At 67.5% G+C, this 22279-nt stretch carries 22 protein-coding genes and 1 pseudogene; 13 read left to right on the forward strand and 10 right to left on the reverse strand.

Features of this window, described 5'->3' with window-relative positions:
* The first annotated feature begins 73 nt into the window (after positions 1-73).
* Positions 74-1075, forward strand: coding sequence for an alpha/beta hydrolase family protein (locus HMPREF9710_RS19925; RefSeq protein WP_005669342.1), 1002 nt, complete (start codon positions 74-76; stop codon positions 1073-1075).
* 64 nt (positions 1076-1139) lie between these two features.
* Here HMPREF9710_RS19925 and HMPREF9710_RS19930 read toward each other — a convergent pair whose 3' ends face one another.
* The gene (locus HMPREF9710_RS19930; protein ID WP_005669345.1) at positions 1140-2408 is read right to left on the reverse strand and encodes a nitronate monooxygenase; all 1269 of its coding nucleotides are present in this window, start codon (positions 2406-2408) and stop codon (positions 1140-1142) included.
* 182 nt (positions 2409-2590) lie between these two features.
* On the reverse strand, positions 2591-3076 hold the full coding sequence (locus HMPREF9710_RS19935; protein ID WP_005669348.1) for a YajQ family cyclic di-GMP-binding protein: 486 nt from the start codon (positions 3074-3076) through the stop codon (positions 2591-2593).
* Between the two features lie 142 nt (positions 3077-3218).
* On the opposite strand from HMPREF9710_RS19935, the gene murB reads away from it, so the two are divergent.
* The 6 genes and pseudogenes from murB to blaOXA (HMPREF9710_RS28945) all read left to right on the forward strand — a co-directional run bounded on the left by murB (position 3219) and on the right by blaOXA (HMPREF9710_RS28945) (position 8749).
* Complete coding sequence (murB, locus tag HMPREF9710_RS19940; RefSeq protein ID WP_040777129.1) at positions 3219-4247, forward strand: UDP-N-acetylmuramate dehydrogenase; 1029 nt, start codon at positions 3219-3221, stop codon at positions 4245-4247.
* A gap of 10 nt (positions 4248-4257) precedes the next feature.
* Positions 4258-4965, forward strand: a complete 708-nt coding sequence (locus HMPREF9710_RS19945; protein WP_005669352.1) for an SDR family oxidoreductase — start codon at positions 4258-4260, stop codon at positions 4963-4965.
* Between the two features lie 74 nt (positions 4966-5039).
* A complete protein-coding gene (locus tag HMPREF9710_RS19950; RefSeq protein ID WP_005669361.1) occupies positions 5040-5423 on the forward strand; it encodes a BlaI/MecI/CopY family transcriptional regulator in 384 nt (127 codons plus the stop codon).
* Positions 5420-7135 (forward strand): class D beta-lactamase, encoded by a 1716-nt coding sequence (gene blaOXA / locus HMPREF9710_RS19955; RefSeq protein ID WP_005669363.1) that lies wholly within the window; start codon positions 5420-5422, stop codon positions 7133-7135. The genes HMPREF9710_RS19950 and blaOXA (HMPREF9710_RS19955) overlap by 4 nt, the downstream gene beginning before the upstream one ends.
* Positions 7136-7204: 69 nt before the next feature.
* Positions 7205-7993: pseudogene (bla, locus tag HMPREF9710_RS28940) on the forward strand (subclass B3 metallo-beta-lactamase); the annotation flags it as partial.
* Positions 7994-8011: 18 nt separating this feature from the next.
* Positions 8012-8749, forward strand: coding sequence for a class D beta-lactamase (blaOXA, locus tag HMPREF9710_RS28945; RefSeq protein ID WP_040777551.1), 738 nt, complete (start codon positions 8012-8014; stop codon positions 8747-8749).
* 4 nt (positions 8750-8753) lie between these two features.
* Here the strand turns inward: blaOXA (HMPREF9710_RS28945) and HMPREF9710_RS19970 are convergent, their stop codons facing one another.
* The 5 genes from HMPREF9710_RS19970 to HMPREF9710_RS19990 all read right to left on the reverse strand — a co-directional run bounded on the left by HMPREF9710_RS19970 (position 8754) and on the right by HMPREF9710_RS19990 (position 13247).
* On the reverse strand, positions 8754-10196 hold the full coding sequence (locus tag HMPREF9710_RS19970) for an FAD-dependent oxidoreductase (protein WP_005669367.1): 1443 nt from the start codon (positions 10194-10196) through the stop codon (positions 8754-8756).
* A gap of 1 nt (position 10197) precedes the next feature.
* Complete coding sequence (locus HMPREF9710_RS19975) at positions 10198-10488, reverse strand: (2Fe-2S)-binding protein (RefSeq protein WP_005669369.1); 291 nt, start codon at positions 10486-10488, stop codon at positions 10198-10200.
* Complete coding sequence (locus HMPREF9710_RS19980; RefSeq protein ID WP_005669370.1) at positions 10481-11671, reverse strand: NAD(P)/FAD-dependent oxidoreductase; 1191 nt, start codon at positions 11669-11671, stop codon at positions 10481-10483. Before HMPREF9710_RS19980 ends, HMPREF9710_RS19975 begins: the two co-directional genes overlap by 8 nt.
* A 17-nt stretch (positions 11672-11688) precedes the next feature.
* On the reverse strand, positions 11689-12618 hold the full coding sequence (locus HMPREF9710_RS19985) for a dihydrodipicolinate synthase family protein (RefSeq protein WP_005669371.1): 930 nt from the start codon (positions 12616-12618) through the stop codon (positions 11689-11691).
* A gap of 92 nt (positions 12619-12710) precedes the next feature.
* Complete coding sequence (locus tag HMPREF9710_RS19990; protein ID WP_005669372.1) at positions 12711-13247, reverse strand: helix-turn-helix domain-containing protein; 537 nt, start codon at positions 13245-13247, stop codon at positions 12711-12713.
* Positions 13248-13522: 275 nt separating this feature from the next.
* Between HMPREF9710_RS19990 and HMPREF9710_RS19995 the strand changes: the two genes are divergently transcribed.
* The 6 genes from HMPREF9710_RS19995 to HMPREF9710_RS20020 all read left to right on the forward strand — a co-directional run bounded on the left by HMPREF9710_RS19995 (position 13523) and on the right by HMPREF9710_RS20020 (position 19490).
* The gene (locus HMPREF9710_RS19995) at positions 13523-13828 is read left to right on the forward strand and encodes a DUF3311 domain-containing protein (protein ID WP_005669374.1); all 306 of its coding nucleotides are present in this window, start codon (positions 13523-13525) and stop codon (positions 13826-13828) included.
* Complete coding sequence (locus HMPREF9710_RS20000; protein WP_005669375.1) at positions 13825-15336, forward strand: sodium:solute symporter family protein; 1512 nt, start codon at positions 13825-13827, stop codon at positions 15334-15336. The genes HMPREF9710_RS19995 and HMPREF9710_RS20000 overlap by 4 nt, the downstream gene beginning before the upstream one ends.
* 95 nt (positions 15337-15431) lie before the next feature.
* Positions 15432-15932 (forward strand): VOC family protein, encoded by a 501-nt coding sequence (locus tag HMPREF9710_RS20005; RefSeq protein WP_005669376.1) that lies wholly within the window; start codon positions 15432-15434, stop codon positions 15930-15932.
* A 50-nt stretch (positions 15933-15982) separates the two neighbouring features.
* Positions 15983-16387 (forward strand): RidA family protein, encoded by a 405-nt coding sequence (locus tag HMPREF9710_RS20010; RefSeq protein WP_005669377.1) that lies wholly within the window; start codon positions 15983-15985, stop codon positions 16385-16387.
* Between the two features lie 53 nt (positions 16388-16440).
* Positions 16441-17859, forward strand: coding sequence for a carbohydrate porin (locus tag HMPREF9710_RS20015; RefSeq protein ID WP_005669379.1), 1419 nt, complete (start codon positions 16441-16443; stop codon positions 17857-17859).
* A 44-nt stretch (positions 17860-17903) separates the two neighbouring features.
* The gene (locus tag HMPREF9710_RS20020) at positions 17904-19490 is read left to right on the forward strand and encodes a carboxylesterase/lipase family protein (RefSeq protein ID WP_005669380.1); all 1587 of its coding nucleotides are present in this window, start codon (positions 17904-17906) and stop codon (positions 19488-19490) included.
* Between the two features lie 28 nt (positions 19491-19518).
* Here HMPREF9710_RS20020 and HMPREF9710_RS20025 read toward each other — a convergent pair whose 3' ends face one another.
* The 3 genes from HMPREF9710_RS20025 to argF all read right to left on the reverse strand — a co-directional run bounded on the left by HMPREF9710_RS20025 (position 19519) and on the right by argF (position 22231).
* Positions 19519-19848, reverse strand: coding sequence for a YkgJ family cysteine cluster protein (locus tag HMPREF9710_RS20025; protein ID WP_005669382.1), 330 nt, complete (start codon positions 19846-19848; stop codon positions 19519-19521).
* 111 nt (positions 19849-19959) lie between these two features.
* Complete coding sequence (locus HMPREF9710_RS20030) at positions 19960-21192, reverse strand: argininosuccinate synthase (RefSeq protein WP_005669383.1); 1233 nt, start codon at positions 21190-21192, stop codon at positions 19960-19962.
* A gap of 112 nt (positions 21193-21304) precedes the next feature.
* Entirely contained in the window at positions 21305-22231 is a 927-nt protein-coding gene (argF, locus tag HMPREF9710_RS20035; protein ID WP_005669384.1) for an ornithine carbamoyltransferase, read from the reverse strand.
* Positions 22232-22279 lie beyond the last annotated feature (48 nt).

Genomic DNA, 22279 nt, shown 5'->3' on the forward strand with positions numbered 1-22279 from the left:
CTTACCCGCATCGCATTGCATCGTGATGGGCGGAAAGGCAATATCGAAGGTCCGCATACTGCAAAGGACCTTCGTGAGCACTTCCGCCCATCGCTTCATTCTTGCCTGCTCGCTGACGACGGCGCTGGCCGTCAGCCTGCCCGCCGCCGGCGCGCAGCGGCAGGAGACCTTCCACTTCAACGGCTGGAGCCTCGACCGCGTCACGCTGCCCGCCGATGCAGGGCCTGCGGTCAGCTATTACCTGTCGAAACCCAAGGCGAAGGCGCCGCTGGTGCTGTTCGTGCAAGGGTCGGGCTGCACACCGCCGTTCAGCGGCCTCGGCACGCAAGAACGCAGCGCCTCGATCCTGCCATGGGTGCCGCTGGCGCAAAGCGGTCGCTATGCAGTGATGTCGGTGGACAAGCCTTATCAGCCTGCGCAGCAGGACGGGCAGGGCGGCAGCGCCAACGGCTGCGGGGGCGCCTTCAACAATCAGTTTTCCTACGATACCTGGCTGGCCACCCTGGGCACGGCGCTGCGCCACGCCCTGGCGCGGCCCGAGATCGATGCCACGCGCGTCCTCGTGGTCGGGATTTCCGAAGGCGGCGTCATGGCGGCGGGGCTGGCGCGCGCCGTGCCCGAAGTGGGCGCGGTGGCGCTGGCCGGTGTGTCCGGCACCACGCAGCTGTTCGACAGCATCGCGCGCATCCACCAGGGCGGCGGCAGCGATGACGACAAGCTGCGCGAGCTCGCGTCGCTCGACGCCACGTTCAAGGACATCCAGGCCGATCCGGGCAGCGGCAGCAAGTTCGCCTGGGGCCATCCATACCGGCGCTGGAGCAGTTTCCTTGCACAGTCGCCGGGCGACAACCTGCTGCAATCGAAAGCCCGGGTGTACATCGTGAGCGGGATGCGCGATGCGAGCGTGCCGATCCTGTCAACCGAAGTGATGTACGCGCAGTTGCGCGCGCAAGGCAGGGACGTGACGATGCGCCGCCTGCCTGGCGCCAACCACGACCTGGTGACGGAAGGCGGCGGCGCCGAGCAGGTGATGGCCGAGTATGGTGCGATCATGCGCTGGTTCGACGCAAGCTGACCCAGGGAAGGGGTGAAAAAAAGCCACGACCGGGGTCGTGGCTTTCGTGGGAAAGGCAGGACGCTTACGCCGCCGCCACTTCCTGCTTCACCGGCAGCGCGATCTCGTTGTTCACACTGAACTGGTAATCCTTGAACACGTGTTCCGCGCTCAGGATCTGGTAGTTGCCGTCCGCCAGCAGGTGGGTGGTGTCCTTCAGGCGGTAGGTGTAGTGGCCGCAGGTCCAGCAATTGAAGTTGCGCATGTGCGTGCACAGGCAGGTCTTGTCCATCACGACCACTTTCTTCTGGTCGGGATGGGCCTGCACCTCGCGGTTGTACGAGTTGATGTAGGCGCAGTTGCCGGTGGCGTCCAGCAGGTAGCCGTAGGATTCGCAACCCGGGCGAATGCCGGAGCCGATCGCCGGGGTATTCTTGAGCATGCGCATCGGATAGCCGGTCGGCGACACGCCGTTGACTTCGATGTCTTCTTCGCTGGCGCGGAAGTATTCCTGCTTGACGTTGTCCGGCAGGCCGCATTCGTGGGTGACGGTGAAGCGGGTCGCCACCTGCACGCCGCCGGCGCCTTTTTCCAGGAATCCGGCCGCGTCCGAGCCCGTAAACACGCCGCCGGCCGCGATCACCGGGATGCCCAGCTGCTCGGCCTGCATGAAGGCGAGCACCTCGTCCATGATGGTGTGCAGGTCATACTGTTTCCAGTCATCGATGCCGAAACCCAGGTGGCCGCCGGCCAGCGGGCCTTCGACGATCACGAAATCGGGCTTGCGGTCCAGGCGCGACACCTTCTTGAGGAACAGCTGCAGCGCGCGCACCGAGGACACGATAATGCCCAGGTGGGCGTCGCGGAAGCGCGGGTGGTCCTTGATCAGCTCGAACGAACCGAGGTGCAGGCCGGCCGACAGGGTGATGCCGTCGATGCCGGCGTCCAGCGCCGAGGCCAGGCGCACGCGCAGGGTTTCCTTCGGCGCGTTCATGGTCAGCTTTTCCATGCAATTGACGTAGATAAGGCCATCGCCTTTCTTCGCTTCCATGGTCGCGCCGACGTGGCGACGGGTCGCCTCGGCCAGGTGATCCAGGTCGAACTGGACCACCGCCTTGTTCATATTGTTGATGTTGAACTTGTAGGTCTTGGTCTTGTCTTTAACGAAGGTGGTGTCGAACTTGCGGTCGGACACGTCCTGGGACATAGCGTCGGAGATATGACCGATACCACCGAGGCGGGCCGCTTCCAGGGCCAGCTCGGACGTCGAAATGTCCACACCCATTCCGCCGATCATGATGGGCACATATTCCTTGTTGCCCATACGTAGGCGGAAATCCTCAACACGTTTCATTGCTATCCTTAGACTACCTAATCTGCCCGGGGTTGCGGCGACGCGCAACGTCGTGGAAAACGCGCACGAATTTCGCACGGCGCCATTCTACTCCAAGCGGGGCAAGGCGCCGCAGAACATGTCCGCGCGCGCCTTGTCTCAAGCCGGTCATGCCGGCCACAAGCGACTCTGTGCTACGACAATCAGTCGCGGAAATTATTGAAGGCCAGCGGCAGGTCTTGCACGTCCTTGCGCAGCATCGCCATCGCCGTTTGCAGGTCATCGCGCTTGGCGCCGGTGATGCGCACCGACTCGCCCTGGATGCTGGCCTGCACCTTCATCTTGCTTTCCTTGATCAGCTTGGTGATCTTCTTCGCGTCTTCGGTCTCGATGCCGTTGCGCACCTTGATCACCTGCTTGACCTTGTCGCCGCCGATCTTCTCGACCTTGCCTTCGTCCAGGAAGCGCACGTCGACCTTGCGTTTCGACATCTTGTTGATGAGCACGTCCTTGACCTGGCCGAGCTGGAAATCGGAATCGGCGAGCAGGGTCAGTTCGCGCTCTTTTTGTTCGACATTGGCCGAGCTGCCCTTGAAGTCGAAGCGGGTCGTGATTTCCTTGTTCGATTGCTCGACCGCGTTCTTGACTTCGACCATGTCTGCTTCGCAGACCACATCAAACGATGGCATGGAGTGTCCTTTTCGAATATTGCTTTAGATGAATCCCTCTATTTTAGCGGACAACGGCCCGGATCGCGACCGTTTTGCCAGGCTGGAAAGTCGGGAATGCGTGAACCACTATAATGAAACGACATTTTCCATCCCGACCGTCATGCATCCAGACCTGCCCATCGTCCACGACCAGCCGCTCGCCGGCCTGAATACCTTCCGCATTCCCGCCTCGGCGCGCCGCTACCTGCGCGTCACCGGCGCCGAGCAATTGACTGCGGTGCGCGCCGATCCCGCGCTCGCCGATCTGCCGCGCCTGGTGCTGGGCGGCGGCAGCAACCTGCTGTTCACCCAGGACTTCGACGGCCTGGTGCTGCACATGGCCGGCCAGGGCAGGGAGATCCTCGGCCAGCAGGGCGACAAGATCCTCGTGCGCGCCCAGGCCGGAGAAAACTGGCACGCCTTCGTCGGCTTCACGCTGGACCAGGGCCTGGGGGGCTTGGAAAACCTGTCCCTGATCCCCGGCACGGTCGGCGCCGCGCCCATCCAGAACGTGGGGGCGTATGGCGTCGAAACCAAGGATGTGTTCCACAGCCTGACCGCCTTCGACATGGCCAGCGGCGAACTGCGCACCCTGGACGCCGCCGCTTGCCGCTTCGGCTACCGCGACAGCATCTTCAAGCACGCCATTGGCCGCGATCTCATCGTGCTGGACGTCACCTTCGCCCTGCCGGCGGCCTGGCAGCCAAACCTGCGCTATGCCGAACTGGCCAACGCGGTGCAGGAAGCGGCGCTGGCGGCGCCGACGCCGCGCGATATCGGCGCCATCGTCGAAGCGATCCGCCGCCGCAAGCTGCCCGATCCGCTCGAGATCGGCAATGCCGGCAGCTTCTTCAAGAACCCGGTGGTGTCGAACGAAGAATGCCGGCGCCTGCTGGAGACGTATCCGAACCTCGTCCACCATGCCCAGCCGGACGGCAGCGAAAAGCTGGCGGCGGGCTGGCTGATCGACCAGTGCGGCTGGAAGGGGAAGAACATCGGCCCGGCAGGCGTCTACCCCAAGCAGGCGCTGGTGCTGGTGAATCTGGGTGGCGCGCAAGGCGCCGACGTGGTGCGCCTGGCCCAGGCCATCCAGTCCGACGTGGCGGCCCGCTATGGCGTGGCGCTGGAACCCGAACCCGTATTCATTTGAGGACTACAGCATGAAGAAGGCAATCGTCACCGGCCACACCCGCGGCCTCGGGGCCGCGATCGCGGCCGAACTGCATGGGCGCGGCATCGCCGTGCTGGGCCTGGCGCGCGCACGTTCGCCGCTGGCCGGCATCGACCAGATCGCGCTCGACATGACCGACCCGGCCGCCCTGCAAGCCTGGCTGGCGGGGAACGCCCTGCGCGATTTTCTGCGGGACGCCGACGATGCGCTGCTGGTGAACAATGCCGGCGTCGTCACTCCGGTCGGCCCGCTCGCGGCGCAAGATCCGGCGGACGTGCTGCGCGCCGTGTCGCTCAACGTAGGGGCACCGCTGGCGCTGGCCGCCGCCTTCGTGCAGGCCGCGCCAAAGGCCCAGCGGCGCATCCTGCACGTCTCGAGCGGGGCGGCGCGCAATGCCTATCCCGGCTGGGCCGTGTATTGCGCGACCAAGGCCGCGCTCGACCAGCATGCGCGCGCCGTGCTCCTCGACGGCGACGTGCGCGTGCGCGCCTGCAGCCTGGCGCCGGGCGTGATCGATACCGATATGCAAGCCGCGATCCGCGCCACGCCGGATGCGGATTTCCCGATGCGCGAACGCTTCGTCGCGCTGAAGGAGGGCGGCGCGCTCGATTCGCCCGAGGCGTGCGCGAAGAAACTGGTCGATTACCTGTTGGCGCCCGGTTTCGGCAGCGAGCCGGTGGACGACTTGCGCACGTAGTTGACAGCATGGTTGACAGTAATGCGACACTTGTCGCATGATTGCGGCTATCGTCGCATTCCGGAGTGTTGTCCATGGCCGTCCCCTCGATTTCCGAACTGAGCCTGCTGAAAGCCCTGTGGCGCCGGCAGCCCCTGAGCGCGCGCGAAATCCATGACGCCGTGGTCGAGGAGCTGGCGTGGTCGTATTCGTCGACCCGCAAGACGCTCGAGCGCATGCTCGAGAAGAACATGGTGCGCCAGGAGCTGCGCCATGGCGTGCAGGTGTACGAGGCGGTGAGCGACAAGGTCGACACCCTGGCCGCCTTCGCCCACGACTTCGGCCGGCGCGTGATGGAAATCGACACGCCGCTGCCGGTCAATATGTTCACCGGCAGCAAGCTGGTCGACGATGCGGAGCTGGCGCGCCTGGAGCAGCTTCTCAACGACTGGCCCGATGACAAGGATGGCGCCCCATGAACCCGCTCGACCAGCTGGTCATCCGCTTCCTGTTCGCCGGCGCCGGCTGCCTGGCGGCGGGACTGGCGGTATGGGGCGCGACGTGGCTGGCGCGGCGCGCGCTGCCGGCGCTCGGCATGCAGCGCTCCACGTGGCTGCTGGGGCAAGTCGCGATCGCGGCCACCTTCCTCCTGCTGCTCGCGCCCCCGGCGCAGCAGGCGCCGATGCATCCGGTGTTCGAAGTCGACGTGGGCGCCGCGGCGGCAAGCCTGCCCGCCGCGCTGGCGCCGCCCGGGCTCGCCGCCGGTGTGCCGGCCTCCATCGCGGGTGAACGTTCCTGGCTGGCATGGCTGGCCTGGGCCTGGGCGTCGGTCTATGCCTGCGGCCTCGCCTGGACGCTCGGCCGGCTGTGGCGCGGCCAGCGGATCGTGCAGCGCCTGCTGCGCTGCGGCGCGCCCCAGGCGCATCCGGCATACCCTGCCGTCATCGAAGTCGACGCCCCGATACCGCCCATGCTGGTCGGCCCCTTCAAGCCGCGCCTGCTGCTGCCGCGTGGGCTGCGCGACATCGACCCGCTGCAGCGCGAGCTGATCGTGGCCCATGAACTGACGCACTGGCGCCGCGGCGACCTGTGGTGGCTGACGGTGGGCGCCGCGCTGCAGGCGCTGTGCTGGTTCAATCCCGCCATGCGCCTGCTGCGCGACAAACTCGCCTGGGCCCAGGAACTCGGCTGCGACCGCGACGTGCTGCGCGGCCGGCCGTCATTTGAGCGCCGCGCCTATGCCGCCGCGCTGCTCGCGCAGCTGCGCATGCAGCACCGTGTCGTGCATGGGGCACTGGCATTCGGCGGCGTGAGTCCCGATACGCTGGCGGCCCGCGTTGAACTGATCCGCAAGCCCGGCGCGGCGCGGCACGCGGCCTGGGCGCGCGGCGCGGGGCTCGCGATCCTGGCGCTGGCTTTTGGCGGCAACCTGGCGCTGCAGCCCGCGCTGGCCTGGAGCAATCCGCCGGCCAGTCCCGATTGCACGCTGATGCTCGACGCCGCGAGCGGCGCGCGCCTGGTCGAAGAGGGCGATTGCGACGTGCGCGCCACCCCGGCCTCCACCTTCAACATCGCCGTCAGCCTGCTCGGCTATGACGCCGGCATCCTGGTCGACGCCCACACCCCGGCGCTGCCGTTCAAGCCGGGCTATATCGACTGGCTGCCGGCCTGGCGCGCCACCACCGACCCGACGAGCTGGATCCGCAGTTCGACCGTGTGGTACGCGCAGCAGGTCACGGCGCGCCTCGGGCTCGATGGCCTGCAATCATACGTACGGCGCTTCGACTACGGCAACCAGGACCTGTCGGGCGGCGTCGCCGATGCCTGGATCGGTTCCTCGCTGCAGATCTCGGCGCAGGAGCAGGCGGCCTTCCTGCGCAAGGTCGTCAACCGCGAACTGGGTCTGAATCCGCACGCATACGACATGACGGAGACGCTGTTGCGCCTGCCCGCGCTGCCGAACGGCTGGGACGTGTACGCCAAGACCGGCACCGCGGTGCTGGAGCAGCCCAAGGGCGCGCAAGATCCGCCGCGCTCCTACGGTTGGTTCGTCGGCTGGGCGCGCAGGGATGGCCGCACGATCGTGTTCGCGCGCCTGATCCTCGACCGCCAGCACCCCGATCGCGCGGCCGGACCGCGATTGAAAGAAGCCTTCCTGCGCGAACTGCCGTCAAGGCTGGACGCGCTCTGAACCCACCCTGAGGAACCCTTCATGAAGATCACAAGCCTGGCATTGGCCGCGGCTGGACTCGTCACGTGCATGCAATCCGCGTCCGCCGACGACTGGAACACGCCGCAGGAACCGTTCGCCTTGTCGAGCGACAGCTATTACGTCGGCACGCGCGGCCTGAGTTCCGTGCTGATCACGTCGAAGGAGGGGCACATCCTGATCGATGGCGCCATCCCGGAGGCGGCGAGTCAGATCGCGGCCAATGTCCGCAAGCTCGGTTTCAAGGTCGAGGATATCCGCATCATCCTCAACTCGCACGAGCACTTCGACCACGCGGGCGGGATCGCCGAGCTGCAGCGACTGTCCGGCGCGCAGGTCAAGGCAACTGCCGCCGCGGCGCCGGTCCTGCGCACCGGCAAGGCCAGCCGCGGCGATCCGCAATATGCCGATCTGCCGGAGATGGCGCCGGTGGCCAGGGTCGGCATCGTGCGCGACGGCGAGACGGTCAAGGTCGGCCCGCTGGCCGTCACCCTGCATGCGACGCCCGGCCACACCCAGGGCGGCTCGACCTGGACCTGGACCTCGGGCGATGGCGGCAAGCGGGTGAACATGGTGTACGCCGACAGCCTGAATGCCATCGGCGCCGGGGCGTTCCGCTACAGCGGCGACCCGGCCTACCCGAACGCGCGCGGCGACATCGAGCGCTCGATCGCGAAGGTCGCGGCGCTGCCGTGCGACGTGCTGGTGTCAAGCCACCCGGAAGGCAGCGGCTTGTGGCAGCGCCACGCGCAGCGCGCCCTGCTGGGCAACGCGGCCTTCGTCGACAAGGGCGCCTGCCGCGCCTATGCCGACAAGGGCCGAGCGCGGCTGCAAAAGACGCTGGCAGAGGAAGCCGGGATGCCGGCCATCGTCTGGCGTGACGATGCGAAGATCGCCGAGATGTTCGACCAGGCGGGCGTAACCGGCACCTTCGTCGTGCACGACGTCGCCACTGGCGAATACGTGGGCCACGACCGCCAGCGCGCCGCCATCCGCTACGTCCCGGCGTCGACCTACAAGATTCCCAATTCGCTGATCGGCCTGGCCACCGGCGCCGTCTCCAGCGTCGACGAAGTGCTGCCGTACGGCGGCGGGCCGACCTATCTGCCGCAATGGGCCAGGGACATGCCGCTGCGCGAGGCGATCAGGATATCGAACGTCCCGGTGTACAAGGAGCTGGCGCGCCGCATCGGCATGCCGCGCATGCGCGAAGGCCTGCGCCGGCTCGATTACGGCAATATGGATGCCGGGTCCGTCATCGATGCCTTCTGGCTGGATGGTCCGTTGAAGATCAGCGCGCTCGAACAGACCCGCTTTCTGGGCCGGCTGGCGCAGGGCAAGCTGCCGTTCCCGAAAGCCGCGATGGCGGCGGTGCGCGAGATCGTGCGCCAGGACGATCACGCCAATCTCTACGCCAAGACCGGCTGGTACATGCCGGACGACCGCAAGAACCAGATCGGCTGGTGGGTCGGCTGGGTCGAGAAGGACGGCAAGGTGTATGCGTTCGCGCTGAACGTCGACATCACTGACGACACCGTCGCCGCCAAGCGGGTGCCGCTGGGGAAGGCTGCCCTGCAGGCGCTCGGCTTGTTGTAGCCGCTTACTTGAGGTTCGCCAGGGCGATCACCGACACCGGCTTGACCGGCGCGCGCGCCGTGTAGTGGCCGAGGCGTTCGACCGGCTTGCCGGTCGCCTCGCTGAGCAGTTGTGCGGTCGTGTGCTGGCAGTAGCGGCCCTGGCACATGCCCATACCGGTGCGGCAGGCCAGCTTGACGCTGTTGACGTCGCTCACGTGCGGGTTCGCGCGCAGGAAGCCGCGCACCTCGTCCGCGCCGACTTCCTCGCAGCGGCAGACCAGGGTGTCGCCGCTGGCCAGCCGCGCCAGCGCCGCCAGGTCCGGCGCGAAGAAATCGAGGACGACGTCGCTGAAGCGATGCGCCTTGCGAATCGCGCGCCGCACGCCGTCGAGCTCAGCGTCCGCCGGACGTTGCGCGGGCGCCGCCAGCGCGCGCGCAACGTCCAGCGCCGCCAGCCGGCCTTCGAGGTGGGCCAGTTCGGCTCCGCCGACGCCTCCTGGTTCGCCCGCGACCCAGATCCCGTCCACGCTGCTGCGCATGGTGGCGTCGCGCCGCACGATCCACCCGCCTTCGCGTGGCCCGTAGTCGACGGCGCAGCCGGCTTGGCGCGCCAGCTCGGTCGAGGCCAGCAAGCCATAGCCGACGACCAGCGTATCGGCCTCCAGGCGGCGCTCGGTGCCGGGCAGCGGCTGCCAGCTGCGGTCGACGTCCTGCATGGTCACCGCCTCGACCGCCTCGCCGCCGGATGCGGCCTTGATCATGCTGCCAAAGCGCAGCGGCACGCGGTGGCGCTTGAGGTTCCACACGGCGCGCGTGGCCTGCAGCATCAGGCCGAGGTGGCCAGGCAGGGCGCGCCAGCCGCGCAGCAGCTCGCCCAGGCCGGGACGCGGGCGGGCGATCGCGACTTCGAGCACGGTGGCGCCCGACTTGAGCAGCAGGTCGGCCACCAGCAGCAGCAGGGGATGCGAACCGGCCAGCACGAAGCGCTTGCCCGGACGCAGGAACTGGCTCTTGAGCAGGGTCTGTACGCCGCCGGCGCTCATCACGCCGGGCAGCGTCCAACCGGGGAAGGCCACCGGCAAGTCGTAGGCGCCGGTGGCGATGAGCAGCGCGCGGCCGTCGAGCATCGCGCCGGCGTCGCCGCTGCCGATGCCGACGCGCAAGCGCGCCTGCTGCGGCTCACGGAACACGCCCCAGGCGGTGGCGCCGTAGTGCCAGGCGATGCGGGTATCGGCGCGCGCGCGCCGCAGCAGTTCGGCGCCGAAGGGGTAGGCCGGCGCGGGACCGCCGTCCGGCAGCTGGAAGCGGTCCGGCGGCTGGCGGAAGATCTGGCCGCCCGGCGCGTGCTGCTCGTCGATCACGGCCACCTTCAGGCCGCGCCCGGCTGCCTCCAGCGCCGCCGACAGGCCGGCCGGGCCGGCGCCGACCACGAGCAAGTCGTAATTCTGATTGTTTTCGATATTCATGTCATGTGCTCTCGATCCGCATGCCGGCCGCGACCAGGGTCATGCAGGCGCGCGTCCCGGGACGGCCGTCGACCGTCACCACGCACTCGAAACACACGCCCATATTGCACACGGGCGCCCGCGGCGCGCCGCGCGCGGTGGTGCGAAAGCGCACGCCGCCGGCCGCCATCAGGGCGGTGGCGACGGTCTCGCCCGGATGGGCGGCGGTCGGGACGCCGTCGACGAAGATGGTGACTGGCGCCGGGCGCAAGGCCTCGCCGCGTTCTGGCTGGATGCGAATGGAATTAAACAAAGGTCAGGCTCGCGAATCGGTTGGGGTCGTAACGGCCGACGTCGAAGGCGGGCGGCTTGCCGAGCACCTTGTCGGCCAGCACGCGGGCGTAGGTGGGGCCGAGGGTGAACGCCGAGCCGCCGGTGGCGATGAAAGCGCCGGGCGCGCGCGGCACTTCGCCGATCAGGGGCAGCTGGTCGGCGACCAGGGCCGTCATCCCGGTCCAGACCCGCAGCACCGGCAGGTGGGCGACGCCGGGCACCACGGCGGCGGCGGCGGCCATATTGCCGGCCAGCGAAGACAGCAGCAGGTCGGGCTTGCGTTCCAGGTCGACCAGGCCATGCTCCTGGTGCAGGCGCGCCGGCCAGCCGCCGCCGATCAGGACGTTGCCTTCGCGGGTCTGCTTCATCGACAGGCGCCGTCCGGCATGCTGCACCAGGTGCGACACGAGCGGCGCGCTGCGCGCGGTGGCCGTCATCGTCAACCCGACCGGGCTCACCGGCAGCACGCTGCCGGCCATCTGCGCGACTCGGCCCGACCAGGCGCCGGCCGCGATCACGATGGTGGAGGCGCGAACGCTGGCGCCGTCGCCCAGGGTGGCGTTCCAGCCGTGGGCGGCCTTCGCGAGCGCAGCCACGCCGCAGGCGGTGCGCAATTCGGCGCCGAGCCGCGCGGCGGCATTGGCATAGGCCAGGCTGCAGTGGCGCGGGTCGGCCTTGCCTTCGGTGGGGCAGAAGGCCGCGGCCAGGATCGACGGCCCGAGATACGGCGCGCGGCGCCTCACCTCGGCACCGTCGAGCAGCTCGGTCACCAGGCCGCTCGACTGCTCGAGTGCGACCTTGCGGCCGAGGCGCTCGACCTGTTCGGCGGTCTCGGCCACCATGAACCCGCCATGCTGGACCACGCCCAGCGGGCTGCCCAGCTCCTGCTCGAGGCCGGCCCAGGCCTGCTGTGCGTGCAGGTGCAGCGGCATCGCCTCGGCCGCCTTGCGCGCCGCTTCCAGGCCGTTCTCGATCATCCGGTATTCGAGCTGGAAGTGCAGGCTGCCCGCGTTCTGGCCGGAGGCCTGGCGGTTGATCTGGCCCTTCTCGGCCAGCAGCACCCGGCTGCCGGCCTGCGCCAGGTAATAGGCCACGGCGCTGCCCAGCAGGCCGCCGCCGATCACCAGGGTGTCGACGACGCTCGCGGATGGGCGGCTGCTCATGGGGACGTGCGGCCGGTTCACGCGGCGCCGGTTTCGAGCCCCAGGCTTTCGAGCGTGGCGCGCACCCGTTCCACCTCTTGCGGGGTCAGGTCCAGCAGCGGGCGGCGCACGTAGCCGGCCGGCACGCCGCGCAGGCGCAGGGCGGTCTTGAGGATCGCCTGGGCGCTGCCGAAGTTGCCGGCAAAGTCCTTGTTGAACCAGGCTTTCATGATGACCCGGTCGCGCGCACCGAGGGCCACCGCGCCGTCCCTATCGCCCTTGTCGATCAGGCGCCAGAAATCGGGGTGGTCGGCGCCGAGCACGCCGCCGGCGCCCATCAGGCCGTCGCCGCGGCCGATCGAGACCAGGTCGGCGCCCAGTTCCGAGGTCGGCACGTTGAAGTAGCGCACCTTCTCGCCCAGCGCATACAGGCCTTCCAGGAAGCCGGCGAAGTTCGGGGTCGAGTTCTTGATCGCGACCACGTGGTCGATGTCGCTGATCTCGTCCAGCAGCTCGGTGTCCATATCGACCACGCAGCCGCGCGGCCAGTTGTAGACGCAGATCGGGATGTCGGTGGCGTCCGAGACGTCCTGGTAGAACTGGACAAGTTCGCGCCGGCTCGGGACCATGTACGGGGGAGGGGTCAGCAGGATGCCGTCCAGGCCGGCCCTCTCGGCGGCGCGCGCATGGCGGATCGCTTCCTCGGCGGTATAGGCATTGCAGCCGCCCAGCACGGTGATGCGGCGGTCGATGGCGCGCGCGCTTTCGGCGAACAACTGGGCGCGCTCGGCCTCGCTCATGCTGAACCACTCGCCCGAGGTGCCGGCCAGGACCACGCCGTGCATGCGCTGCTCGACGTACCACTCGAGTTGCGCGGCCAGGTCGTCCCACGCCATCGCGCCGTCGCGGGTGAAGGGGGTGGTGATGGCCGGGATGTAGCCGGTCCAGTTGATGTCGTTGCGGTTCATGGTGGTCCCATTCCATTCAAAAAAAGGGCGAGCGCGGGCCGCCGGCCGCGCGCGGCGCAGCCAGGTCGGCAGGTGCGAAAACGATGTGCGGGTCAGGGCACGGGCGGTGTGATCGACACGATCACTTCGGCATCCTTGTCCCCGTTGTTGCGGTAGCGGTGCGACTGCTGGGCGTCGAAGGTGATGCTCTCGCCGGCCGCCACGGTGTGGACGGTGCCCGCGATCTCGGCGGTCAGGATGCCTGTGATCACGTACACGCACTCCAGCGAAGGATGGCGCAGGCCGTCCTCGGCCGAGAACTGGCCGGGCGCGAACACGGCGCGCAACACCTCCATCTGGCCATTGCCGCGGGTCAGGCGTTCGTAGCTGACGCCGCCCTTCGGACCCATCAGGGTGGTGCGTTCGCCAGGGCGGCTGTGCCAGACCGCCGGCGCGCCGGGATCGGCGAACAGGGCCGACATCGATTCGCCGAACACCGCGCTCAGGCTGCGCAGGGTGGTCAGGCTGGGCTCGGTCACTTCGCGCTCGACCTGGCTCAGCAGGGTCGGCGAGACGCCCGCGATCTCGGCCAGCCCGCGCAGGGACAGGCCGCGCGCCACGCGCAGGTCATGCAGACGTTTACCAATCACAGGAACTCCTCATCGTGTACATCCGGGGCGCATGCACCATGGCGCGCACCAATCCGGGGCATTCGTGCATTATTACTTCACGCTTTTTGATTATTTCACCTGATGTGAACCTTGTCAATTATTTGCTGTTCGCCATAGATTTGTGGCGTTTACCTCGTTTTGAGACGGAATATGACAATCCTGTTCAAAAATATTGACTTCGCACATTTCTTAAAATAAGTTTCGTTGTGCAGTTTGGCTGCACAAACATCTCATCGTATTGAAAAGGTCCCGTCATGAAGTCCGATTCGCATACCGCCGCACCCACTCGGGTGATCCGCCGAGGCCACCTGTGGCTGCTGACCTTGCCCTTCGTCTGGCAGCTCGGCATGGCGCCTTTCGTCAACGATGTGAGCTACAAGCCATTCGGCCTGCCGTTCCCTATGGCCTGGCAGATGGCCGGCGTGATCCTGTCCGCCGTGCTGTTCGCGCTGGTATTCGAGCTCGACCGCCGCGCCGGCGTGCAGGACGAAGAAGAGGCCTTCATGGCCGCCATCGCCGCCAGCGAGGGCGCGCCGGCGCAGCTGAAGGGGCACGCATGAAACTGACCATCGTACTCCTGCTGCTGCTGGCGACCGTGGTCGGCGCCATCGGCTTCGGCCGCGCCAGGACCCGCAACAAGACCGTCGCCGACTGGGCGCTGGGCGGCCGTGGAATGGGCACGCTGCTGTTCTGGTTCATGAATGCCGGCGAGATCTACACGACCTTCGCCGTGTTCGGCATCGCCGGCTATGCCTGGGCGCTGGGCGCGCCGGCCTACCTGGCCTTCTGTTCGGTGTCGCTGTCCTACGCCATCGGCTACCTGGTGATGCCGAAGATCTGGCGCGCCGGGCGTAGCGCCGGCCTGGTGACCCAGGCCGACTTCTTCGCCGCGCGCTACGAGGCGCCGTGGCTGGGCGTGGTCACCGGCGTCGTCGGCATCGGCGCCCTGATCGTCTACGTGCAGATCCAGCTGGTGAGCCTCGGCCTGGTGGTCGCGCTCACCTTCGGCGACGCCGTCTCGCCGCTGGTCTCCCACTTGCTGGCCGGGCTGGTGATGGTGACCTTCGTGCTGTTCGCCGGCCTGCGCTCGGCAGCCTACGCGGCGGCGATCAAGGACATCCTGATGGTGGTGCTGGTCGTGATCCTGGCCTGGACCCTGGCCGACAAAGTCGGCGCCAGTTCGCTGCTCGACGTGTTCACCCTGGCCGAGCAGAGCTATCCGGGCATCACCAAGCTGCCCGGCATCGACCCCAACGCGACCACCACCGGCATCTGGTTGATCACGTCGGCCCTGAACATCGCGCTCGGCAACTGGGTGTTCCCGCACCTGTTCCAGATCTCGTATTCGGCCCACAGCCCGACCGCGATCCGCCGCAACGCCATCTGGCAACCGATCTATTCGCTGGCTTTCTTCTTCATCATCGTGCTCGGCATGGGTGCGCTGGTGGCGGGCACCCAGCCGCCCGGCGGCAACATGAACGCGGCCCTGCTGCAGTTCGTGTCGAACCAGTACCCGGAGTGGGTGATCGGCCTGCTGGCCGGCACCGGCTTCCTGCTGGCGCTGGCGCCAGGGTCGGTGCTGCTGCTCACCGCCGCCTCGATCTTCACCCGCAACGTGGTCACGCCGCTGGCGCCGCACCTGGGCGAACGCAAGGCGCTGCTGCTCTCGCGCATCTCGGTAGTCGGCTTCGCGCTGGTCGCGGTCGCGGTCTCGCTGCTGCAAAAGGGTTCGCTGATGTCGATCCTGCTCAACGCCTATTCGGCCATCGGCATGCTGGCCCCGGGCGTGTTCCTGGCCTTCCTGTGGCGCCGCGCCACCGCCGTCGGCGTCATCTGCGGCGTGGTCGCCGGCTTCACCGCGCTGGTCGCGCCATTCGCCAAGGGCTACTGGGCGGCGACCCTGCCGGGCTGGGAACCGGGCCTGCTGGCGATGGCCATCAATGCCGCCGTGATGGTCGCGGTCAGCCTGGTGACCAGGGCGCCGGGCAGCGCCGGCCTGGCCCTCGGGCCCGGCCAGCCGGCGGCGCCCGCGTCCACCCCGTCGGCGGCCAGGCCGGTCACCGCCTGAACCTGCGAGGCGGCGCCGGGTGCGCCGCCTCGACCCCGCTCCTTCAATCCACCGTTGTTCACGCATGACGCCCGCGCGTCAGGAAAGGTCACGCCTTGAACCAGGCACTTATCAGTTTCCGTCGCATCGACCACGTCTCCTGGACGGTCGCCGAACTCGAACCCGTCATCGATTTCTACCGCCGCGTGTTCGGCGTCACGCTGCTCTATGCCATGGGGCCGCTGGATGCGGCCGACATCCCGCGCGACGCCCGCGGCCGCGACTGGACCGAGGCCCATCTCGGCATCCCGGATGCGCGCCTGCGGCTGGCGATGCTGCAATTCCCGGACGGCTTCCGCCTCGAGCTGTTCGAGTACGGGCGCCCGCAGGGCGGCGGCAGCGCGCCGCCGCCGGGCAACCACGTCGGCGGCCACCATCTCGGCATCGAGGTCGACGACCTGGAAGCGTCAGCCTCGGTGCTGCTGGCGAACGGCTGCACCGTCATGGAGCGCATCGCCCTGGACGAGGGGCCGACCGCCGGCTCCGCCTTCCGCTATTTCCGCGACCCGTGGGGGAACATCTTCGAACTGTGCCAGCACGGCGCAGGCGCCGCGTGAATCCCCGTCCGCATCCCGACCATCAACCGCAATCGAACCAGGAGCATCCCATGACCCGCCGCGCCATCAACCCCGACACCATGTACGCCAGCGTCCCGTTCGGCTTTTCCCACGCCGTCGAGCAGCAGCCCGGCCGCACCCTGCACCTGGCCGGCCAGGTGGCCTGGGACGGCCAGTACCAGCTGGTCGGAGGCGCCGACGTGGTGGCCCAGGCGCGCCAGGCGCTGGCCAACCTGAAGCAAGTGCTGGCCGCGGCCGGCGCCGCCCCGGCCGACGTGGTGCGCCTGCGCACCTACATCGTCAACCACGATCCCGAGCAGCTGGGGCCGATCTGCGCCGAGATCGCCGCCTTCTACGACGGCGCCGAGCCGGCCGCGAACACGGTGGTGGGCGTGGCGGCGCTGGCGCTGCCGGATTTCCTGATCGAGATCGAGGCCACCGCCGCCTTGCCCTGAGCGGCCCGACGTTCTCGAACCGTTTCCGATGATGACAACGATGGAGTGAGAAGATGAGTAGAAGTGACCGACTGCGCCTTTCCGGCGCCTGCGCCCTGGTCTGTGCGATGGGCGCCGGCGCGGCCTGGGCCCAGGCCCCGAATCCGGCGCGCGCCGGCGCCACCGACGCCGCGGCCGCCACCGAAGCCGCGCGCAAGAACGTGCCGCAACAGCCCACCGACAGCGGCGTGCTGGCCGCGCTGGCCGAGCGCGGCATCTATACCCGCCTGTTGCTGAACATGGAGCTGGCGGCCAACCCCAGCGGCGGCATCGACCAGGGCGCCACCGCGTCGCAATACGTGGTGGGCGGCGCCGACTTCGACCTCGACAAGCTGGTGGGCTGGAGCGGTGGCCGCATCCAGGCCACCATCATCGGCATCAAGAGCCGCAGCCTGACCAGTTTCTACATCGGCGGCGGCACCTCGGCGCAGGAGAACTCGGCGCCGTTCACGCTGTTTCGCTTCCTCGACCTGAGCTTTCACCAGAATTTTTCGCTGTATAACAAGAACGACCTGGCGTTCTCGATCGGCCGCATGAGCGCCTTCCAGACCTTCGCCAAGTCGCCGTTCTCGACCCTGTTCCAGAACCATGCGCACAGCGGCGCGCTGTATGGCTTCAGCCAGTCGTCCGGCACCGTCCTGGCTCCGTTGTCGACCTGGGGCGGGCGGATCAGCTACCGTCCCAGCGACAAGACCTATGTGCACGCCGGTTCGTTCTCGATCGACCCGGCCACGCTGGACGCGGGCACCCACCTGTGGGATTTCAGTTCGAGCCGCATCACGGGCCAGAACTACATGCTGGAGACCGGTTACGAGACCGACTTCCACAACGATCCGATGCCGGGCCGCATTCGCCTGGGCGCCTGGTACCTCGACGCGGCGCGCAACGATGTTTACCTGAACACGGAAGGGCGCTCTTTCACCCGCTACGGCGGCGCCCGCCTGACCCACCGCCACGGCAACGGCATCTACATCATGGGCGATCAGGTGCTGTCGCGGCCCGACCTGAAGTCGCGCCGCAACCTGGCCATGTTCGCCAGCATGGTCTATAACCGCAGCGACGCCGAGGCGATCAAGTACACGGCCAAGGTCGGCCTGGTCAAGACCGGCACCTTCGCCGGCCGCGACAGCGACACCTTCGGCGTCGTCGCCAGCACCCTCAAGATGCCGGACAAGCAGGTCGCCTTCCTGAGCGAGCGCCGTGCGCTGGGCGGCGGCGCCGGCCGGGTGAACTCGGAGGGATACGTGCTCGAGGCGGCCTACAGCTACGCGCTGGCGCCGGGCGTGACGGTGGCGCCGAACATCCAGTACCTGCACAAGCCCGATTCGCGGGTGACGCCGAACTACCCGCGCGACATCCAGGATGCGCTGGTGCTGGGCGTGCGCATCAACGCCAACCTCGGCGCGCTGTTCAATTTCCCGCGCATCCAGTGAGCGCCTTGACTTTTCGATCCACGACCAAGACCATGAAGGCTGACATGAATTCCAAACGACTGTTCCTGACCACCGGCGCCAAACTCCTTCTCGCGTCCGGCCTGCTGCTGCAGGCGCCCGCCTGGGCCGCCGCGTTCACCGACCCGACGCCCGAACTGCGCACCCCGTCCGGCGCGCTGCGCGGCCAGGACGGCGGCGACGTCGCGCGCTACCTCGGCATCCCGTATGCGCAGCCGCCGGTCGGCGCGCTGCGATTCAAGGCGCCGCAGGCGGCGCCGCCGTGGAGCGGCGTGCTGGAAGCGAAGGCTTTCCCGAAGGCGCCGATCCAGATGCCGATCGGGCCGAGCAAGTACGTGCCGGTCGGCCCGGAATATTCGGAGGATTGCCTGTACCTGAACGTGTGGACGCCGAAGACGCCTGGCCCGCATCCAGTCTACGTCTACATCTATGGGGGCGGCAACGTGGCCGGCACCACCAGCATGCCGGTGTTCGACGGCGCCAACATGGCGCGCCAGGGCGTGGTGGTGGTCTCGGTCGCCTACCGCGTGGGCGTGTTCGGCTTCATGGACGTGAGCAGCGTGCTGGGCAAGGACTACGCCGGCAGCGGCAACAACGGCTTGCTCGACCAGGTCAAGGGCCTGGAGTGGATCCGGAAGAACATCGCAGCATTCGGCGGCGACCCGAAGCGGGTGACGATCGGCGGCCAGAGCGCTGGCGCCAAGAACGTGGTTTCGCTGCTGGCAATGCCGGCCGCCAAGGGCCTGTTCCACGGCGCGATTAGCCAGAGCGGCGGCGGCCAGACCCTGGCCACTCCGGCGATGGCGAGCGCGGTGACCGAAGGCATCCTGGCGCGCGCCGGCCTGGACAAGCGTCGTGCGCGCGAGCTGACCACCTTGCCGGCCAAGGACTTGCTGGCGGCCCAGGTCAAGCTGATCGCCGAGAACGCGTACAAGTATCCGTTCCGTGGCGTGGTCGACGGCGTCACGATGCCGCTGCTGCCGGTGGCGGCCCTGGCGCAAGGCGCCGCGCGCGACATCCCGGTCATCATGGGCACCACGCGCGACGAGAACGCCTTCTTCGGGCCGGCCAAGACCATGAACGGCAATATCGAAGGGCGCGAGTTGGCCAACCTGTCGCTGGCCGAATTCGACAAGGTCTTTTCGAAGTATCCGCAAGCCTTCCCCGGCCTGAACGATGCCCAGCGGCGCTACAAGGCCCTGAGCGCAGTGGAATACTGGATCCCGACGGTGCGCATGGCCGAGGCGCAGGCCAAGGGCGGCGGCAAGGCCTACGTCTACCGCCTCGACATGCCGTTCGCCAGCGGCGAGAAGGCAGGCTACGCGGTCCACGGTTCGGAACTGGCGCTGGTGTTCGACAATCTGCACGATTCGACCGCGCCGCACCTGGGCCCGGTCGGTCCGGAGGCCGAGCAATTGAAGGAGGTGATGTTCGGGCAGTGGCTTTCGTTCATCAAGACCGGCCGCCCGGCCGCCAGCGGCGCACCGGCCTGGCCGGCCTACGACCTGGCCAAGCGCCCCACGATGGTGTTCGACGCCAGGCCGAAGCTGCGCGTGCAGTCCGACCTCGATGCGACCGAGCGCAAGCTGTGGGCGGGATGGGAGCCGCGCTGAGCGCTCCGGCGTGATGACCGCCGGCCGCTCATCTAGGCATGAGGGCGGCCAGCGGCTGCAGACCATGCCGCTCGCGCGCCCCATTGCACTTGCCATCCCCGACCTCGACCTCGCGGCACGCCGACGGCCGCTGCGCATACACGCCGCAAGCCATCGGCCCGGCATCGCCGGTCCCCAGTGCGATGCAATAGGGGCGGGAAGCATTGGTCCCTTTCATGCACGAAATATGCGGCGTGACCTGCTCGGTCATGGCGTCGGGCAGGCCGAGGTCGAGGGCTTCGGCCCAGTAGAAGGACACGCGGTAGCTCTTGCAACACGCTCCGCAGCTCAGGCAGGGAAGGACGTCGTCGGCGCTCATGGTGGCCAATTCTAGCGCGGACGCGGGACGAAAAAAAGCCGCCCGAAGGCGGCTTCCCGATTGGTTTGAAACCGGCTGCGAAGCCGGCTGTGAAGCCGGTTCGGTCGACCTTTATTGGCCGCGTTTCGCGCGCGCCTTGGCCGCGATGCGCATGCGCAGCGCGTTCAGCTTGATGAACCCGCCCGCATCCGCCTGGTTGTAGGCGCCGCCGTCTTCGTCGAAGGTGGCGATGTTCATGTCGAACAGCGAGTCGGTCTTCGAATCGCGCGACACGACGATCACATTGCCCTTGTACAGCTTGATGCGCACCCAGCCGTTGACGGTCTGCTGGGTGTGGTCGATCAGGGTCTGCAGCGCGACGCGCTCCGGCGCCCACCAGTAGCCGTTATAGATCAGCGAAGCGTAGCGCGGCATCAGGTCGTCCTTCAGGTGCGCCACTTCGCGGTCCAGCGTGATCGATTCGATTGCGCGGTGCGCGCGCAGCATGATGGTGCCGCCCGGGGTTTCGTAGCAGCCGCGCGACTTCATGCCGACGTAGCGGTTTTCGACCAGGTCGAGGCGGCCGATGCCGTGCTTGCCGCCCAGGCGGTTCAGCTCGGTCAGGACGGCGGCCGGCGACAGGCGCTTGCCGTTCAGGCCGACGATGTCGCCCTTTTCGTATTCGATGTCCAGGTACTCGGCTTCGTCCGGCGCCTGCTCGGGCGACACGGTCCAGCGCCACATCGATTCCTCGGCTTCGGCGCTCGGGTTTTCCAGGTGGCGGCCTTCGAACGAGATGTGCAGCAGGTTGGCGTCCATCGAGTACGGCGCGCCGCCGTTCTTGTGCTTCATGTCGACCGCGATGCCGGCGTCTTCCGCGTACTTCAGCAGTTTTTCGCGCGACAGCAGGTCCCATTCGCGCCATGGGGCGATGATCTTGACGTCGGGTTTCAGCGCATAGGCGCCCAGCTCGAAGCGCACCTGGTCGTTGCCCTTGCCGGTCGCGCCGTGCGAGACGGCGTCGGCGCCGGTCTCGTTGGCGATCTCGATCAGGCGCTTGGCGATCAGCGGACGCGCGATCGAGGTGCCCAGCAGGTATTCGCCTTCGTACACGGTGTTGGCGCGGAACATCGGGAACACGAAGTCGCGCACGAACTCCTCGCGCACATCGTCGATGTAGATGTTTTCTGGCTTGATGCCGAACTTCAGCGCCTTGGCGCGCGCCGGTTCCAGTTCCTCACCTTGGCCGAGGTCGGCGGTAAAGGTGACGATTTCGCAGTTGTAATTGTCCTGCAGCCATTTCAGGATGACGGAGGTATCGAGACCGCCGGAATAGGCAAGGACTACTTTCTTGATGTCGCTCATGGGAGTTCCAGTGATGGAGGGATGGTAGAGGAGAGATGGTCAGCTGGCGCACAGGTTCACCGCCCGGCAGGGCGATGAACGGCCAACGATCAAGCTTCAGTGGGTGAAAAAATCAATTATCTTCGATACGACCGAGCAGCAGGTACTCGATCAGGGCTTTTTGCACGTGCAGGCGGTTCTCGGCTTCGTCCCAGACCACCGACTGCGGGCCGTCGATGACGCCGGCCGAGACTTCCTCGCCGCGGTGCGCGGGCAGGCAGTGCATGAACAGGGCGTCGCTGGCCGCGCGCGCCATCTTGGCTTCGTCGACGATGAAGCCGTCGAAGGCCTTCAGTCGTTCTGCGTTTTCCTTTTCGTAGCCCATGCTGGTCCAGACGTCGGTATTGACCAGGTGGGCGCCGGCGCAGGCGTCCGACGGGTTGTCGAACAGGGTGTAGCGCGAGGTCGAGACCAGGTTCGGATCCAGTTCGTAGCCCTTCGGCGTCGAGACGTTCAGGTGGAAGCCGAACACCTCGGCCGCCTGCAGCCACGAGTACAGCATATTGTTGGCGTCGCCGATCCAGGCCACGGTCTTGCCGGCGATCGAGCCGCGGTGTTCCCAGAAGGTGAACACGTCGGCCAGCACCTGGCAGGGGTGGTGTTCGTTGGTGAGGCCATTGATGACCGGGACCCGCGAGTTGGCGGCGAAGCGTTCGATGATGTCCTGGCCGAAGGTGCGCACCATGATGATGTCGCACATGCGGCTCATCACCTGGCCGGCGTCTTCGACCGGCTCGCCGCGGCCCAGCTGGCTGTCGCGGGTGTTCAGGTAGATGGCGGCGCCGCCCAGCTGGTGCATGCCGGCCTCGAACGAGAGGCGGGTGCGGGTCGAGCTCTTTTCGAACACCATCACCAGGGTGCGGTCGACCAGCGGATGATAGACCTCGTAGGCCTTGAACTTGCGCTTGATGATCGCCGCGCGCTTGATGACGTATTCGAACTCGTCGCGCGTGAAGTCGGAGAACTGCAGGAAGTGCTTGATCGGAGTGGTGCCTGGCATAGTGGGGTCTACTCGAATGTTATCCCTTGAATTATAAGGGGTTTTTCT

The sequence above is a fragment of the Massilia timonae CCUG 45783 genome (genome assembly GCF_000315425.1).
GTDB classification, from domain to species: Bacteria; Pseudomonadota; Gammaproteobacteria; order Burkholderiales; family Burkholderiaceae_D; genus Telluria; species Telluria timonae.

Excerpts from the sequence above, each read along its gene's own strand:
- HMPREF9710_RS20015 (WP_005669379.1), top strand. The coding sequence starts at position 16,441 with ATGAGTAGAAGTGACCGACTGCGCCTTTCCGGCGCCTGCGCCCTGGTC.
- HMPREF9710_RS20025 (WP_005669382.1), bottom strand. The coding sequence starts at position 19,848 with ATGAGCGCCGACGACGTCCTTCCCTGCCTGAGCTGCGGAGCGTGTTGC.
- argF (WP_005669384.1), bottom strand. The coding sequence starts at position 22,231 with ATGCCAGGCACCACTCCGATCAAGCACTTCCTGCAGTTCTCCGACTTC.
- HMPREF9710_RS20020 (WP_005669380.1), top strand. The coding sequence starts at position 17,904 with ATGAATTCCAAACGACTGTTCCTGACCACCGGCGCCAAACTCCTTCTC.
- HMPREF9710_RS19970 (WP_005669367.1), bottom strand. The coding sequence starts at position 10,196 with ATGAATATCGAAAACAATCAGAATTACGACTTGCTCGTGGTCGGCGCC.
- blaOXA (WP_040777551.1), top strand. The coding sequence starts at position 8,012 with ATGCCGGCCATCGTCTGGCGTGACGATGCGAAGATCGCCGAGATGTTC.
- HMPREF9710_RS20030 (WP_005669383.1), bottom strand. The coding sequence starts at position 21,192 with ATGAGCGACATCAAGAAAGTAGTCCTTGCCTATTCCGGCGGTCTCGAT.
- blaOXA (WP_005669363.1), top strand. The coding sequence starts at position 5,420 with ATGAACCCGCTCGACCAGCTGGTCATCCGCTTCCTGTTCGCCGGCGCC.
- HMPREF9710_RS19945 (WP_005669352.1), top strand. The coding sequence starts at position 4,258 with ATGAAGAAGGCAATCGTCACCGGCCACACCCGCGGCCTCGGGGCCGCG.
- HMPREF9710_RS20010 (WP_005669377.1), top strand. The coding sequence starts at position 15,983 with ATGACCCGCCGCGCCATCAACCCCGACACCATGTACGCCAGCGTCCCG.
- HMPREF9710_RS19935 (WP_005669348.1), bottom strand. The coding sequence starts at position 3,076 with ATGCCATCGTTTGATGTGGTCTGCGAAGCAGACATGGTCGAAGTCAAG.
- HMPREF9710_RS19985 (WP_005669371.1), bottom strand. The coding sequence starts at position 12,618 with ATGAACCGCAACGACATCAACTGGACCGGCTACATCCCGGCCATCACC.
- HMPREF9710_RS19930 (WP_005669345.1), bottom strand. The coding sequence starts at position 2,408 with ATGAAACGTGTTGAGGATTTCCGCCTACGTATGGGCAACAAGGAATAT.
- HMPREF9710_RS19995 (WP_005669374.1), top strand. The coding sequence starts at position 13,523 with ATGAAGTCCGATTCGCATACCGCCGCACCCACTCGGGTGATCCGCCGA.
- murB (WP_040777129.1), top strand. The coding sequence starts at position 3,219 with ATGCATCCAGACCTGCCCATCGTCCACGACCAGCCGCTCGCCGGCCTG.
- HMPREF9710_RS19980 (WP_005669370.1), bottom strand. The coding sequence starts at position 11,671 with ATGAGCAGCCGCCCATCCGCGAGCGTCGTCGACACCCTGGTGATCGGC.
- HMPREF9710_RS19950 (WP_005669361.1), top strand. The coding sequence starts at position 5,040 with ATGGCCGTCCCCTCGATTTCCGAACTGAGCCTGCTGAAAGCCCTGTGG.
- HMPREF9710_RS20000 (WP_005669375.1), top strand. The coding sequence starts at position 13,825 with ATGAAACTGACCATCGTACTCCTGCTGCTGCTGGCGACCGTGGTCGGC.